This window comes from Vibrio neonatus (assembly GCF_024346975.1).
Lineage (GTDB): Bacteria > Pseudomonadota > Gammaproteobacteria > Enterobacterales > Vibrionaceae > Vibrio > Vibrio neonatus.
On record NZ_AP024885.1, the window covers coordinates 887856 to 903453 of the forward strand.

13 protein-coding genes and 1 tRNA gene are annotated in these 15598 nt (G+C 42.5%); 4 read left to right on the forward strand and 10 right to left on the reverse strand.

Annotation, left to right across the window (positions count from 1 at the left end):
- The first annotated feature begins 6 nt into the window (after positions 1-6).
- A complete protein-coding gene (locus tag OCU38_RS04120) occupies positions 7-330 on the forward strand; it encodes a hypothetical protein (RefSeq protein ID WP_261823858.1) in 324 nt (107 codons plus the stop codon).
- A gap of 90 nt (positions 331-420) precedes the next feature.
- On the opposite strand, the gene OCU38_RS04125 is transcribed toward OCU38_RS04120, so the two are convergent.
- The 6 genes from OCU38_RS04125 to OCU38_RS04150 all read right to left on the reverse strand — a co-directional run bounded on the left by OCU38_RS04125 (position 421) and on the right by OCU38_RS04150 (position 5974).
- Entirely contained in the window at positions 421-798 is a 378-nt protein-coding gene (locus OCU38_RS04125) for a hypothetical protein (RefSeq protein ID WP_261823859.1), read from the reverse strand.
- Positions 799-964: 166 nt separating this feature from the next.
- A complete protein-coding gene (locus OCU38_RS04130) occupies positions 965-2107 on the reverse strand; it encodes a tyrosine-type recombinase/integrase (RefSeq protein ID WP_261823860.1) in 1143 nt (380 codons plus the stop codon).
- A gap of 119 nt (positions 2108-2226) precedes the next feature.
- Positions 2227-3498 (reverse strand): site-specific integrase, encoded by a 1272-nt coding sequence (locus OCU38_RS04135; protein ID WP_261823861.1) that lies wholly within the window; start codon positions 3496-3498, stop codon positions 2227-2229.
- 80 nt (positions 3499-3578) lie between these two features.
- Positions 3579-3669, reverse strand: a tRNA-Ser gene (locus OCU38_RS04140).
- 264 nt (positions 3670-3933) lie between these two features.
- Entirely contained in the window at positions 3934-5733 is a 1800-nt protein-coding gene (locus OCU38_RS04145; protein WP_261823862.1) for a DUF3413 domain-containing protein, read from the reverse strand.
- Positions 5734-5758: 25 nt separating this feature from the next.
- Positions 5759-5974, reverse strand: coding sequence for a YejL family protein (locus tag OCU38_RS04150; protein WP_023402801.1), 216 nt, complete (start codon positions 5972-5974; stop codon positions 5759-5761).
- Between the two features lie 84 nt (positions 5975-6058).
- Between OCU38_RS04150 and yejK the strand changes: the two genes are divergently transcribed.
- Both yejK and asd read left to right on the forward strand, forming a co-directional pair.
- Complete coding sequence (yejK, locus tag OCU38_RS04155; RefSeq protein ID WP_261823863.1) at positions 6059-7060, forward strand: nucleoid-associated protein YejK; 1002 nt, start codon at positions 6059-6061, stop codon at positions 7058-7060.
- 177 nt (positions 7061-7237) lie between these two features.
- Positions 7238-8356, forward strand: coding sequence for an aspartate-semialdehyde dehydrogenase (gene asd, locus OCU38_RS04160; RefSeq protein WP_039970052.1), 1119 nt, complete (start codon positions 7238-7240; stop codon positions 8354-8356).
- A 138-nt stretch (positions 8357-8494) separates the two neighbouring features.
- Here the strand turns inward: asd and OCU38_RS04165 are convergent, their stop codons facing one another.
- Together OCU38_RS04165 and OCU38_RS04170 are read right to left on the reverse strand one after the other, a co-directional pair.
- Positions 8495-9382, reverse strand: coding sequence for an ion transporter (locus OCU38_RS04165; protein WP_261823864.1), 888 nt, complete (start codon positions 9380-9382; stop codon positions 8495-8497).
- Between the two features lie 153 nt (positions 9383-9535).
- Positions 9536-10177 (reverse strand): YchE family NAAT transporter, encoded by a 642-nt coding sequence (locus tag OCU38_RS04170; protein ID WP_021714928.1) that lies wholly within the window; start codon positions 10175-10177, stop codon positions 9536-9538.
- 591 nt (positions 10178-10768) lie between these two features.
- Between OCU38_RS04170 and adhE the strand changes: the two genes are divergently transcribed.
- A complete protein-coding gene (gene adhE / locus OCU38_RS04175) occupies positions 10769-13441 on the forward strand; it encodes a bifunctional acetaldehyde-CoA/alcohol dehydrogenase (protein WP_261823865.1) in 2673 nt (890 codons plus the stop codon).
- Positions 13442-13559: 118 nt separating this feature from the next.
- Here the strand turns inward: adhE and OCU38_RS04180 are convergent, their stop codons facing one another.
- Positions 13560-14237: an SDR family oxidoreductase gene (locus OCU38_RS04180; protein ID WP_261823866.1), complete on the reverse strand. Its 678-nt coding sequence runs from the start codon at positions 14235-14237 to the stop codon at positions 13560-13562.
- 376 nt (positions 14238-14613) lie between these two features.
- The gene (gene sodB / locus OCU38_RS04185; RefSeq protein ID WP_261823867.1) at positions 14614-15198 is read right to left on the reverse strand and encodes a superoxide dismutase [Fe]; all 585 of its coding nucleotides are present in this window, start codon (positions 15196-15198) and stop codon (positions 14614-14616) included.
- Between the last annotated feature and the right edge of the window lie 400 nt (positions 15199-15598).

The following is a 15598-nucleotide window of genomic DNA, read 5'->3' on the forward strand; positions in this document are numbered from 1 at the left end:
GTCTGTATGAATTCAAACACGGTGCGCCAAATACACGCGGTGATGCGTCACTATAAGAAGCCAGGTATTGCTTATCGGCAAAAACAGCTCAAGCGACTGATAGAGATATTCGATGATGTGTTTAAGCATGAGAAGAACTTAGGAGAGCAAATAGAGCGTGTAGGACGCAAGCACTTGATTGGTTATTGGCGCAGGACCGAGCATGAATCACAGACGGTGCGAAAAGAAAAATATCGGGTACTGGTTTATTTTGTGGAGCAGGCTAATTTATCGCTCAAAGTTCCGATACCAAAACCACCAAAGAGTGCAGTGAGAACGGAAATAGCCTAAACATAGAAAACGCATTTACACACATGGCGTGTAAGTGCGTTTTTGTGTTTTTCAGCAATACTGCTGGTCTTTTAAAGCGCGTAAATTGCGTTATACGAAAGACATGTTTTGTGTTGTATTCACCCATGCAGGCAGCTGCAGGCTTTCAGGGCGTTGGTATTGGTGACCCTTTGAAGCCAACACCGCATAGCACTGTTTTTGGTCGTCCATATATAAAGCTGTCATTTGGAATGACTGTACGGTGAAACCAAAAATCACATCGAGAGTCCTTGATGGGATATCAATCGATTTAGTAACCAATCCACGGTGAGATAAACCGGCTATAAGGCTTACCATGCGGTCGGTGTCATTAGTGTCATTGTTGGTACTGGTTTTTATTGGCAGTAGCAAAGTGGGTGAGCCTTGAGCAATATCACGTAAGATATTGTTCATGGTGAGCATTGCAATAGGTTGAATGGGTGTAGACATAGAAACTCCCTTTATGGTCATTAAAGGCTCATTGATGGATGAGCACTAAAGATATGATATCAAGTAAGGGTGTTCGCTAAAGTGCTTGCCCCGCTTGGGCTAATGCACACTTTTGATTGTAAATAATGAGCTAACTTAAATGAAAGTTAGCTCATTATATTTAAACTTATATCGGTAAACTAAACTCATCTCGCTGTGGTTTTAGCTTAGGTAGAAGGCCAACCATTCTTATCCCCAACTTTATAAAAGTCCAAGTTGAACTCGATGATATATTGACTTCGGACGAATGCTGAGGTGCTTTTTGTGGTTGCTTAGAGGTATCTCTTGGCTTGTCATGAATCGAAAGTGCAGCACTTAATTTAGAGCGAGTATCTTCATCAGAGATAGGAAGCCATTTAGCATAATGCTTCTCAGTGACGGAGGTATCTACATGTCCCATCATCACAGAGATAAGCTTGATAGGAGCACCACCACTTAACGCTATAGATGCAAATGAATGGCGTAAGTGAGAGGGGCCGCGATGCTCAATTCCTGCTTTTTGTAAAAATTCAGTGAAAAATCTTTGGGAATAATCCTTGCTGTCAGTAAAAGGATTTCTTGTTAGATCGTCAATAAAAACAGGTTGGAATGAATGCCGTGTAAACGACGTCTTGCTGATCCCTTGAATTTTAATATCAATAGCCTGTCTAGTTCCGGTGATCTGAAACTGCTTTTTTAATAATTGCATAGCTTCGTCTGTCAGAACTAACGCACGTGTTGATTGTTTTGTTTTTGGAGCGTTGAACTCGCTGAGGGTTCGAGATCGACGAACATTGAGTTGGCGTTCTTTAAAATTGATATCGCTCCAGCAAAGAGCAATGGCTTCTTGGATACGAAGCCCTACTAATCGTTGAAGCAAAGCAAGGTTCTTGCCTGATTGACACTGTGTGTGCGTATTCTCCATTCGACGAAACTCTTCAGTAGTGAACGGCTTTTTCTCTTCTAAGGCACTATCGGGTTTTAGCCCAATAATATGTTCACAAGGATCCGAAGGTAGAAAACCATCGTTGGCCGCCATTAAGGTTAATTTTCTTAGTATGGTCAGTCGGTTACTTATGGTTTTGTTTTTGTAGTGGTCCTGCCAATCGGTTATGAGGGATACAATATCGCTGTATTTTAAGTCTTTAAATACATAATTGCGTTTCAATTCATTGCAAATGATATCTAGGCTACTGATATAACCCGTTGCAGTGGATTTTTTGTGAGAGTTTTTGATCGATGCCTTTAAGATTTTATTGTATTTGTCTAACGGGCAAGTTGAATTTTTCATTGTCATCTCCGACTGCAACAGCGTTGTACTGCTGCTTCGGAGTGGTGTAGGTCAGTTCAAAAAGGCGAATTATCGTGTTACATCGAAAAAGAAACGCAACACTCACCTCTTGAATTTACTTAATCACCGATGCTGAAAACATCGATAACCGCCTTTAATTTACTCATTGAGAGCTTCTTCCCATATCGACCAAAAGTCATATTTTGATTGGCATGGCCTACAACTTCAGCCACTTGATATTCCTCAATGCCTTGTTGCTTTAAACAGTCGATAAAGGTGTGCCTAAAACCATAAGCGGTAGGTCGTTGTTTCGGTTGCATTTCAATAGAAGATTGAATTTTGCCAAACTGAATTCGGAATAACTTAGTCCAATCCTTGTCTTTCCCTGTGGGGGTCCAGTCGAATAACTGAGACTTTGCCGCCTTTTTTTGTTGTCGGACGAAGTCAATAAAACCACTTTGGAGCAGGGTCTTATGGATTGGGATTTTTCTTAAAGAATGATGATTTTTGAGTTTCTGTAATTGCCCGTCATCGGTGATGGATAGGACAAACATACCGGATTCGATGCTTATATCTCGTACTGATATTTGACATGCTTCAGTGGGGCGCAATCCCATATAGATAAGAAGAAGCACGGTCCACTGCATAGAAGGTGATGCTTGTTTAAACTGAGAGCAAGAGAGCAGGTTCTTAATCTGTTTACTAGACCATTTTTCTCTTTGTTCAGATGCAAATTTCTCAGATTTAAACGTAACAGTTAACCCCTCAAAAGGGTTTCGAGGAAGGTGTTGTTTTAGAGTGAGCCATTTCAAAAATTGTTTTGCTGCCCCCCAAAAGTCCTTCTTGGTTTTAGCGCTTTTATCCCATGACTGTAGGTTGTTCCCAAACTCCATCAAATCCGAAGCGGTGATCTGAGTAATACCGATTTTTTTATTTTTGAAGTAATCAAGGAAATAAAGGGTTCGTTTGTTTAACTGATGGACGGTTAGGTGCGTGATCCGTGCTTTTTGTTTCGACGTGATGAAATCTTCTTGCCAACGATACCCTTGAGCAAAGTTTCGTTTAATTGATTTGACGGTTTGTTGCTTTGTATCTGCTTGAGATGAAACAGAGTGAAGATCAACCCCTGAGTCGTTGAATGAATTTCGGAGTGAGTCCACAGAGCTCAGTATTGCTTGTTTGGTTTCTTTAGGTGAATCCCTAGATATATCCACATTATCTAGGGATTTTAGAATTTGAGAAATAATGGGCGCACTTCGCCTGATGGCAATAGGACGAGATTTGGTTTTTAGACTGAATTTAAAGTCGAACGGATAGCCTTGCTGTACAAGTGCTTTGGGGGTACAAACGCGGACGAAATAGACGCAATGACGACTTTTATATAGATACATTGACTCACCTGATTGACTCACCAGAGCGTTTTCAGGGACTCAGAAACGAAAAAAGCCCTGATAAATCAGGGCTTTAAATGTGGCGGAGAGATAGGGATTTGAACCCTAGAACCGCTATTAACGGTTGCCGGTTTTCAAGACCGGTGCTTTCGACCACTCAGCCATCTCTCCGTGTGGCGCTAATATTATAAAGCTTGAGAAAGGTTGTAAAGTACTAAGTTGTTCGTTTGCTTGGTTTTTAAGCATATTTAGTTATTTAATTTGGGGTGGGTCGTATTTGGTGTGATCTGGGGCATTTCTGGGTGTATTTCGCTGTTCTTTGTGGGTTTAAACTTATGTGATGACAACAAAAAAGAGAGCCGAAGCTCTCTTTTAAATACTTTCTTTTAAATAGTGGCACTGCTAGGTTTGCAATCTGCTCAAACCTTTACTGGATTAATCTTGCGCATAGAAACGTTTGGTTTCTGACAGGCCTTGCATTATCACTGACAGCTTTGGTTTGGCGTTACGTTCACGGCGATAGTCGTGGTTGTACACTTTGTAGTTTCCGTAGCGGTCTAGCACTGTGATTTCGTTGCTGGAAATCAAAGCGAACTCACGGGCGTCACCTGCCATTGTCCAGCGGCGTTTACTTGGGTCAAATAAGTTCTTACCACTGCTAAAGTCGACAGGGTTTGAGGTTACGCCGAGTAAGTCTTGCATTAAGGTCACTGATAAATCGAAGTGACTGGTTACGTGCGTGTACTCATGCGCGGGCTTATTTGGCCAATGGATCACCATCGGGACTTGCAACTGATATTTACTGTAGTTGCTGTTTGCACCCCAACTGTTGGTATTGGTTTCGTTAAACTCCCAACCGTGATCTGAGGTGATAACAACAACTGTATTGTCCAGCAATTGCTGCTCTTTTAAGGTATCGAGAATTTGTGAAATAGACTGGTCTACTTTACTGGTCGATGTGACGTAGGCTTTTTGCAGAACCGATTTGGCATCTTTATTAGAGATGTTGTCCACATGGTCTTCAAATTGCTGCATCTGCATCAGGTGCACCACACTAAACCAGCTTTTATTGGTTTCGTTTGTGAGCCACTGCTGCCAACTTTTAACTGCTCCACGGTCCGATTTGCTTTGTACTTCTGTTTGGCCTTCATCTCGATTATGGAAAATAATATCGTTGTAGATGTTGGCGGAGAAGTTGTTGCCACTAAACAAGCCAAGATCGTAATTACGATACATTAACTGCTGGATAAACACCGGTTCAGTTTCAAAGTGACGAACGCTTGCAGAGTAGGTGGCAGGGATGCCGTAAAATAAGCCGAACGCTGCACTGTTGTCGTTGCCAGAACTTAGGTGTTGGCTAAAGTTTTGGTTTTGCTCGGCAAATTCATGCAAGGTTGGCATGGCGTCCGGGGTCATGCTGTCAGCGCGCAGGTTCTCAACCATAACGACTAGTAAGTTATAGTTTTTACTTTTGCTTTTGCTGATCTGCAATGCTTCTAGTGGATAGGCCAGCACTTCGCTGTTGGCATCACCACGTTCAATTCGCTGTTGGTATTCTTCCCTATCAAACCATCCTTGACGCTCCAAGAAGGTTTTTGCCGTCATTGGATACGAAAGCGGGAAGTTGGCTCTTTGATTGGTGATTGGATTATAGAAAGTCGCATCTGCCCAGATATAGATCAGATGGCTAAAGATAAACCCAATAAAGAAAACAACCGCAATCGGGCGACCGATACGTTTGTGCGACAGTTTTCTTTGCTTGCGCCAAACCCACTCAGCAAGAGCGAGCTGGACGAAGAAAATAATAGGAACAAGAACGAATAACGTCTGCCATTTGGCATTAATGGCGTTTTTGTCATCGCTTAACAGTAACTCCCAAACAATGGGATTAAGGTGTAAGTTGAGCTCTTGATAGGCTTGGGTATCTAATAGTAAGACGGTGAGACCTATGGTACTTGCCAGTACACCTAAGATCCTAAACAGTTTAAAGTTTGGGACGACAAAGGTGAGAGGGAAGAGGCACAGGATATACAAGCCAAATACTAGAAAGCCGAAATGCCCCACCCATGAAGAGGCAAGGTAGAGCTGACCGAGAAAAGTCTCTGGCCAAGGAGATTCGGCTATGTAACGCGTTCCGATAAGCATTGCGATGATGACATTGAAAAAACTGAACCAATGTCCCCAACTAACAAGCCTTGATACCCGTTCCGCGTAGGAATTACCGCTATTTACCATGAATAATCGTTCTTGTTATTAATTATTAGTCATCAACTGATGCAATCAGTGCATCTGCAAAAGTTTTAGCAATGACTTTACGTTGTCCCTTCGCCACATTCTGATTTAGAACGTTTGTGGCGATATTGCCAACCAACATCAAGCTGAGTTCTGGAGTAGACTCGTGTCTCTCTAAAACGGTAGCAATTTCAGCTAACATGGTTTCAACTTTTTCGTCACTGTATTTTGATGTAATAGGCATAGTTACTCTGCTAATGATAGTGTAAACGGCTTATGATAACCTACTCTCAATAACAACTGAAAGCACAAGAGATAGAAATCTCCTATGAGTTTACAATTATCCAATGTCATTTTGCATCAATTAGTTAAAGATTCTGAGCAACAGCTTGCGGTTAACTACCGAGAATCGGCTTTATCGAACGATGCTTCTACTGAAAGTTTAGTCGCAGAACTGCACCGAGTGTTCAATGCCAAGGCAGGAAAGGGCTTCGGCACCTTTGCTGAAGAGAGCGAATTTAAGGTCTGGTTGGATGAGTCACTTGCTGAGCAGCAGGACTTTTACACTTTCTCACAAAATAGCGCCAAGCGTTTAATCTCTGAAATCAGTAAATACTCATTTGCTGAAGAAGGTTTTTTAGTGTTGGCTCGTTATCAGTCGTTAGCGACTGATTATTTGTTCATTGCGTTAGTACCATCGAATGAAAGCCTAAAAGTAACCGAAGGGCTTGAAATCAGTGCTACGGATTACCTTGATATCTCGAAAATGGATATTGCGGCACGCATTGATTTATCGACCTATCAAACAGACAGCGACTCAAATCGTTACTTAACCTTTATCAAAGGGCGAGTAGGGCGCAAAGTGGCGGATTTCTTCCTTGATTTCTTGCAAGCTGAAACAGGCTTAGACACCAAACAACAAAACCTAGTGCTGATGCAAGCGGTGGATGATTTTGTCGCCGATGCCAAGCTGGAAAAAGAAGAAGCTAATTCTTATCGCAAGCAAGTGGCCGATTACTGCAACGATCAAATCAAAAGCGGTGATGACGTTGAAGTAAAAGAACTCTCTCAAGAGCTACCAAAAAGTGATGATGGCACTAGCTTTGTGGAGTTTACACAAGAGCAAGGCTACGAGCTTGAAGAGAGCTTCCCGGGCGACAGAACTGCCGTGCGCAAATTGACTAAATTTGTGGGTGCTGGTGGCGGCTTAAATATTAGCTTTGATGCCATGTTGCTCGAAGAGCGCGTATTTTATGATGCAGAGACAGATACACTGACTATCAAAGGCACACCGCCTAATTTACGCGATCAATTGGTGCGAAAAGGCTAGTTGTGCAAAGTAAAAATAGAGAAGCGTAACGAAATGGTGAGGTTTTTTGATCTTTGTTGATAAATCTCTTGTCATTCGCTCCAACTTTTTTAAATATGTCAGGAACAATAAATTTTGGTTGAGCGCGAATAATTGTATTTGTCGCTCAATCTACTTAATTACATGGAGTAATAGATGATGCGAGTAGGTTTAGTCGGCTGGCGCGGTATGGTTGGTTCGGTTTTAATGCAGCGAATGGTAGAAGAGCGTGATTTTGATCTGATAGAGCCTGTATTTTACAGCACCTCTCAGGTTGGTATTCCGGCTCCTGTCTACATGGGTAAAGATGCGGGCATGCTACAAGATGCTTTTGACATTGAAAGTCTCAAGCAGCTTGATGCGATTGTTACCTGTCAAGGCGGTAGCTACACAGAGAAAGTGTACCCTGCACTAAAACAAGCTGGCTGGAAAGGCTACTGGATTGATGCAGCCTCTACGCTGCGTATGGCTAACGACTCCATTATTACTTTAGACCCTGTTAACTTAGCTCAAATCCAACAAGGCATTCATTCTGGCACTTCTACCTTTGTTGGTGGTAACTGTACTGTAAGTTTAATGCTGATGGCACTTGGTGGCCTGTACGAGAAAGGCATGGTTGAGTGGATGAGCGCCATGACTTATCAAGCCGCTTCTGGCGCAGGTGCTAAGAATATGCGTGAGCTTATCGCGCAAATGGGCACAGTGCAGCAGTCAGTGGCTGCTGAGCTTGCCGATCCTGCTTCTTCTATCTTAGATATTGATCGTAAAGTGGCTGAGACGATTCGTTCAGACGCATTCCCAACTGATCAGTTTGGCGCGCCTCTGGCGGGTTCTTTGATCCCTTGGATTGATGTGAAACGCGAAAACGGCCAAAGCAAAGAAGAGTGGAAAGCGGGCGTTGAAGCGAACAAGATTCTTGGCTTAGACGGCAACCCAATTGCGATTGATGGTACTTGTGTACGTATCGGCGCAATGCGCTGTCACGCACAAGCGCTTACCATCAAGCTAAAACAAAATGTGCCTATGGATGAAATCGAAGAGATCATCGGTACGCATAATGACTGGGTTAAAGTGGTGCCAAACGAGCGCGATATTACCGCTCAAGAGCTAACGCCAGCCAAAGTAACCGGTACTATGTCTGTGCCTGTTGGTCGCTTGCGTAAAATGGCGATGGGCGATGACTTCCTAAATGCTTTCACTGTCGGTGATCAGCTTCTATGGGGCGCAGCAGAGCCACTACGTCGTACTCTACGCATCATCTTAGAAGCGAAGTCGTAATTTAGAACTCCAGCTTTTACGTGTTTAAAACGTAAATGTTTAAAAAGCGCCGTTTGGCGCTTTTTTTTGTGGGCGCTATTTGTGATCACTTATTTACTGAGATTAGCAGCAAAGTGATTGGTGCCACAGTGACAGGCATTAGTCATAATCACTAGGCGTGTCATTTACCTTGACCACTCTCTCTTCATGCGAGGGCAACTCACTGCCGCAATGCTTGCAATGAAAGGCATCCGGTTCATGATCATTTTTCATGCAGTTAGGACACATCACTAACAGACGATGATTCTGATAGGTTTTCTTTTGCTGTTTTACTTCTTGGCTCATCTCCGCGGTAATAATGCCAGTAGGCACCGCTAAGATGGAATAACCCAACAGCATCGTCAGAGAAGCGATAGCTCTGCCTAATGTGGTCACGGGGGAAATATCGCCATAGCCGACGGTAGTAATAGTCACAATAGCCCAATAAATGCTGGTGGGGATGCTCGTAAAGCCATTGTCAGGCCCTTCAATCACATACAAAAGAGCGCCAAATATGGTGACCAATATGGCGACCATACTAAAGAAGACAAAGATCTTACGTCGAGAGTTCCATAGGGAGCGCATGATGATGTTGGAATCTTGAATGTATTGCACCAGTTTCAAAATCCTAAAGATGCGCATAATTCTCAGTAGGCGCACCACCCCAAGGAAGTGCGCATTTGGGATCAGTAATGCCAAGTAGAAAGGCAAGATGGCGATTAAATCGACAAAACCATAAAAGCTTTTGGCGTATGCCCACGGTTTGGGTGAGCAATACAGGCGAAGTAGGTACTCAATAGTAAATAAAACGGTAAACAAAATTTCCAGAACCTGTAACGAACTGGCGTATTTTTCGTTTATTGACTCCATTGAGCCCATAATCAAAACGAGCAAAGAGCCTAAAATAGAGAGAATTAATCCGATATCAAACCAGCGCCCAAATGGCGTGTCTGTACGGAAAATAATCACATAAAGTTTGTGCTTGAGACTGTATTCATCTTGGGGCATATCAGTTCAACTTAAATCAGCAATAACAATAGGATAGCACGTGGATTTAGATTGATTTGAATAAAGTAAAAGCAAATTATTGTTTGCCATAGACGAAAAAAGCACCACTAGGGTGCTTTTTTGATGTGTTCATATTGTATGCAGATGTAACCGTTATAGCATCAAACCTGGGAATAATGCGCCAATTCCACCTGCAATAAATTCAATACCCAGTGCGCCAAGTATCAAACCCATAATACGAGTGATTACGTTGATACCCGTTTGCCCTAGAAAACGTACGATGAAAGGAGCAGAGCGAAATAGCACCCAACAGCAAAATGCGAACACTAAAACCGTCAGCGTGACAGCAATATAATCGATAGGACCAGAATGGTTAGAGCCAAATACAATCGTTGAACTGATGGCACCCGGTCCTGCCATTAGTGGCATAGCAAGTGGCACAACGCCCACTTGTTCCTTACTAATACTCTCCGCTTTTTCTTGCTTGTTCTGTTTTTGTTCACCGAGTTGCCCATTCATCATGGAAAAGGCAATGCTCACTAACAAAAGACCACCGGCAATACGAAATGAATCTAAAGAGATACTGAACACGTCAAGTAGGAACTGACCTGCAAACAAAGACACAATCAAGATCACGGCAACGGCAATGTTAGCGGTTGAAGCGGTTTTTATGCGTTCTTCAGGCGATAGATGATTCGTTAACGTCACAAATATCGGCATGATCCCAACCGGATTTACAATGGCGAATAAGCCAACAAAAAACTGTAAATAAACAGCGATATCGATACCTTGCATCACTAAACCTTTAACAAAAAGAGAGGGGGATAAAAAAGTGTCGCTACTTTAATAAAGGATGCCGTTTTACGCTAGTAAAACTTGCATTCCCATGCCTGAATTAAACTAAATCAACACTGGTTTTGCATTAGAAAAACTAATGCAAGTCTGCATTCCAATAATGGTAGGTGAACAACTCATTTTTGATTGTCAAGAGTGAGCTCTAAGTGAGGTAGTCGAACTTACTTTTAGAAGAAAATTAATAATTGTCGTATGCAAAACAATGGTTATACTAGGGTCTGGCACGTTTATTACGGCCTACAGAATGAAATAAACTATTATTTAAGATAACGATGTTTACGTGGTAAAGCGGTACTTTCATGGATGATATCAGTGTCGTAGAAAGTCTTATTTGTCATACAATATGGCATTTAGGCCTAACTTAGCTAATAACTATTTTGCTAGTAGTTCTTTCAAACTAAGTGATCTGAATCAATTTTATTCGGAGAGTGAAATAATATACTCGTCTGTGAAAGCTGTTTACTAAGTTGTGTTGTTTGGTTAACAAACCTTACTAAAAAGTTTTTAATTTTAAATATCTAGGAGACAATTATGCCTGTAACTAATATGGCTGAGCTAGACGCTCTGGTAGCACGTGTTAAAGCAGCTCAAGAAGAGTTCTCAACTTTTTCTCAAGAGAAAGTGGATGCAATCTTCCGCGCAGCTTCTTTAGCAGCAAACCAAGCACGTATTCCTCTAGCACAGCAAGCTGTTGCTGAATCTGGCATGGGTATTGTGGAAGATAAGGTTATCAAAAACCACTTTGCTTCAGAGTTCATCTACAACAAGTACAAGGACGAGAAAACTTGTGGCATCTTAGAAGAAGATGACAACCTAGGCACAATGACTATCGCAGAACCTGTAGGTATCATCTGTGGTATCGTTCCAACTACAAACCCAACTTCAACTGCAATCTTCAAATCACTGATTTCTCTTAAAACTCGTAACGGCATCATTTTCTCGCCACACCCACGCGCTAAAAACTCAACTAACGACGCAGCTAAGCTTGTTCTTGAAGCAGCAGTAGCAGCAGGCGCACCAAAAGACATCATTGGTTGGATTGACCAACCTTCAGTAGAATTGTCTAACGGCCTAATGAAGCACGACGGTATTGCTCTTATCCTTGCAACTGGTGGTCCAGGCATGGTTAAAGCGGCTTACTCTTCAGGTAAACCAGCAATCGGTGTTGGCGCGGGTAACGTTCCAGTAGTTATCGATGAAACTGCAGACATCAAACGTGCAGTAGCTTCTATCCTTATGTCTAAAACGTTCGATAACGGCGTAGTTTGTGCTTCTGAGCAAGCGGCTATCGTAGTAAGCGAAGTGTATGACGAAGTTAAAGAACGTTTTGCTTCTCACAAAGCACACGTACTAAGCAAAGCTGACGCAAACAAAGTACGTAAAGTACTGCTTATCGACGGTAACCTAAACGCTAAAATCGTAGGTCAACCTGCTCCAGCAATCGCTGAAATGGCGGGTGTTAAAGTTCCTGCGGATACTAAAGTGCTAGTCGGTGAAGGTCTAGGTAAAGTGTCTTACGATGATGAGTTCGCTCATGAGAAACTATCTCCAACTCTAGGTCTATTCCGCGCTGATAACTTTGAAGATGCGGTTGCTCAAGCTGAAACTATGGTTGAGATCGGCGGTATCGGTCACACATCTGGTCTATACACTGACCAAGACACTAACGCTGACCGTATTTGTTACTTCGGTGACAAACTAAAAACAGCTCGTATTCTAGTCAACATCCCATCAACTCACGGTGGTATCGGTGACTTGTACAACTTTAACGTTGCACCTTCTCTAACTCTAGGTTGTGGTTCTTGGGGTGGTAACTCTATCTCTGAGAACGTGGGTCCTAAGCACCTTATCAACAAGAAAACTGTAGCGAAGCGAGCTGAAAATATGTTGTGGCACAAACTACCTAAGTCTATTTACTTCCGTCGTGGCAGCCTTCCAATCGCACTTGGCGATCTAGAAGGTAAAAAACGTGCGTTCCTTGTAACTGACCGTTTCCTATTTAACAACGGTTATGCAGATAGCGTAGTAAGCCTACTTAAAGCTCAGGGCATCGAAGTGCAAACATTCTTTGATGTAGAAGCTGATCCAACATTGTCTGTTGTTGAAAAAGGCGCTGCAGCAATGCAAAGCTTCCAACCAGACGTAATCCTAGCGCTTGGTGGCGGTTCACCAATGGATGCGGCTAAGATCATGTGGGTTATGTACGAGCACCCAGAAACTCACTTTGAAGAACTGGCAATGCGCTTTATGGATATCCGTAAACGTATTTACAAGTTCCCTAAAATGGGCGAAAAAGCTGAGCTAGTATGTATCACTACTACTTCAGGTACTGGTTCTGAAGTAACACCATTTGCGGTTGTTACTGACGATGAAACGGGTGCTAAGTACCCTCTAGCGGATTACGAACTAACGCCAAACATGGCAATCGTTGATGCTAACTTAGTTATGAACATGCCTAAGTCTCTAACAGCATTTGGTGGCTACGATGCAGTAACTCACGCACTTGAAGCATACGTTTCAGTTCTAGCGAACGAGTACTCAGATGGTCAAGCTCTACAAGCACTTAAGATGCTTAAAGAGTACCTACCATCAAGCTACAAAAATGGCGCAGCTGACCCAATCGCTCGTGAGAAAGTACACAATGCGGCAACGATTGCTGGTATCGCATTTGCACAGTCTTTCCTAGGTGTGTGTCACTCAATCGCTCACAAAATCGGTGCTGAGTTCCACTTGCCACACGGTCTTGCAAACGCATTGATGATCTCTAACGTTGTTCGTTACAACGCAAACGACAACCCAACTAAACAAACTGCATTCTCTCAATACGACCGTCCGCAAGCACGTCGTCGTTACGCTGAAGTTGCTGACCACCTAGACCTAAGTCAACCAGGTGACCGCACTGCACAGAAAATTGAGCGTCTACTGACTTGGTTGGAAGAGCTTAAGAAAGAACTGGATATCCCACTGTCTATTCAAGAAGCGGGTGTTAACGAAGCAGACTTCATCGAAAAACTTGAAGAGCTATCTGTTGAAGCGTTCGATGACCAATGTACTGGCGCGAACCCACGTTACCCTCTAATCTCTGAGCTAAAAGAAGTTCTAACAACCTCTTACTACGGTAAGCCTTACGTTGAAGGTGAAACTTTTGAAGGCACTACAGTAATCAAGAAAAAAGCAGACCAAAAGCCTGCTAAAGCGAAGTAATTCGATTCTTGAAAAGTGGGCTTAGATAATAAGCCCATCTTAAAAAATAAAACCCCAGTGCCGCTGCGCTGGGGTTTTTGTATATTTGTAACTTGTATTTGGTACGTACTCTATCACGTTACCAAGACATCACCCGTCCGTTAAACGAATCATTAGAGACGATGTATTCGGTATTTCTAATTAAATCTTGTCTGATATTGGCAAAGCTATGTTGGTGATCATCTGCCGCTGAGTGGTGTACGCTAGGCAAAATACCGCCCACACGAATAGCAAAAGGATTGAGCTCTTTAGCCCAACTTTTGGTTAAGCCATTGACCATAGAGCAGATACTTTCTGTCCCGAGTATCATGTGCGCATTTTCATTGGTGAGAATGTTGATGATGACGCCATGATTGTCATTTTTACGCATTTGTTCAGCGCAAGCATGACCGCAACTAAATAGTGGCTGAACAATATTAGAGAACCTAGCACTGAATTCTTCTACAGGGGAAGTACTGACTAAGGTGGGCAGTGGGCGGTTTTCCCAGTGATTGATTAACACATCAACCCCTTGGTTATAGAACTTCTCTATGTAGTAAAACATGTTATTGACATGCTCTTGGCTGTCATCGGCAAGCGTGTAGGTACACACGTTATAGCCTGCGGCTAGGCAATCTCGATAGGTTTCTTTTAACTGCGCGGTGCTTTTGTCAGTAATGACAACTCTCGCGCCAAGTGAGGCAAAGTGTATGGCAAGTGTTTTGCCCAATATGGTTCCTGCTGAAGTGATCAGCACGACTGAGTTATGTATAACCATATGTTTACTTCCCCCCAATTTTTAAATTGTCACTTACCCTACTTAATTACTGTGCTTGGCATAACCAGCGGTTTTTATATTTAGGGTACGCTTAACTAATAAGCTATCAATCACTATAGTGTTTAAAAAGTGACCAGAGGGAGACATTTGTTACAACTGTGATATGCAACTGCTTGAGTTAAGGGGTAGGTCACATATTGCGATGAGAGAACGTCATTAATTGCGCCGTTTACGTCATGCTAGTGGTAGTGAAATAGAGTTTATGCAGTGGTTGCTGTTGCAGGGAATGAGATTAAGGGAATAAGAATAGCGGAGTGAGACTAAACAAAAAAATAGGCCACCCAACTGGCAGCCTATTTATCTATTTGCTCGCTAATTATTTAGCTAGGTTTTGTGCAACGAAGTCCCAGTTAACTAGAGCCCAGAAGCCATTCATGTATTCTGGACGAACGTTACGGTAATCGATGTAGTAAGCGTGTTCCCACAGATCAACAGTAAGAAGCGGAGTTACGCCTGCTTCTGTTAGAGGAGTCGCTGCGTTTGAAGTGTTTACGATTGCTAGTGAACCGTCTGCGTTTTTAACAAGCCAAGTCCAAGAAGAACCGAAGTTGTTGATTGCAGAATCAGTGAATTTAGCTTTGAACTCTTCAAAAGAACCAAATGCTGCGTTGATAGCGTCCGCTACAGCACCTGTTGGTTCGCCACCTGCTTTAGGTGCTAGACAATGCCAGTAGAAAGTGTGGTTCCAAATTTGAGCTGCGTTGTTGAATACGCCACCAGTAGAAGTTTTAACGATCTCTTCTAGTGTTTTACCTTCAAACTCAGTGCCAGGAATTAGGCCGTTTAGCTTTACAACGTAAGTGTTGTGGTGCTTGCCGTGGTGAAAATCTAGAGTTTCAGCTGAGATATGTGGTTCTAGTGCATCTTTTGCATAAGGAAGAGCTGGTAATTCAAATGCCATTTGCTCGGTTCTCCATTTATTTGGGCTAAGCCCTAAGCTTCCCATGTAGTAAGAATATGTATTTAATAAGAAAAAGGCTCATTAAGTACATGCTACAGCGTCGTTTTGAACACGAACCACTGTACTAATACCAATCGTAGCAATCAACAGTCATTGGTATAATTCGTTGGCATTCTATCAATTTTTGGTGCTAATAAAAGGTTAGGTTGCAAATTTATAACATTTACTGATGAGCAAATTGACCGTGAAATTTGAGTGGATATGGCCTCAGGCTAATGATTATGGGGCTTAGAGAAGACTATACCCGGTAATAAAAACCTTACTAACAGTAATTTTGTTTCTGGATTAATTGGTATACTATGTGAGCACTGCAACAAGATCTGTTCAAATATGTAACAAT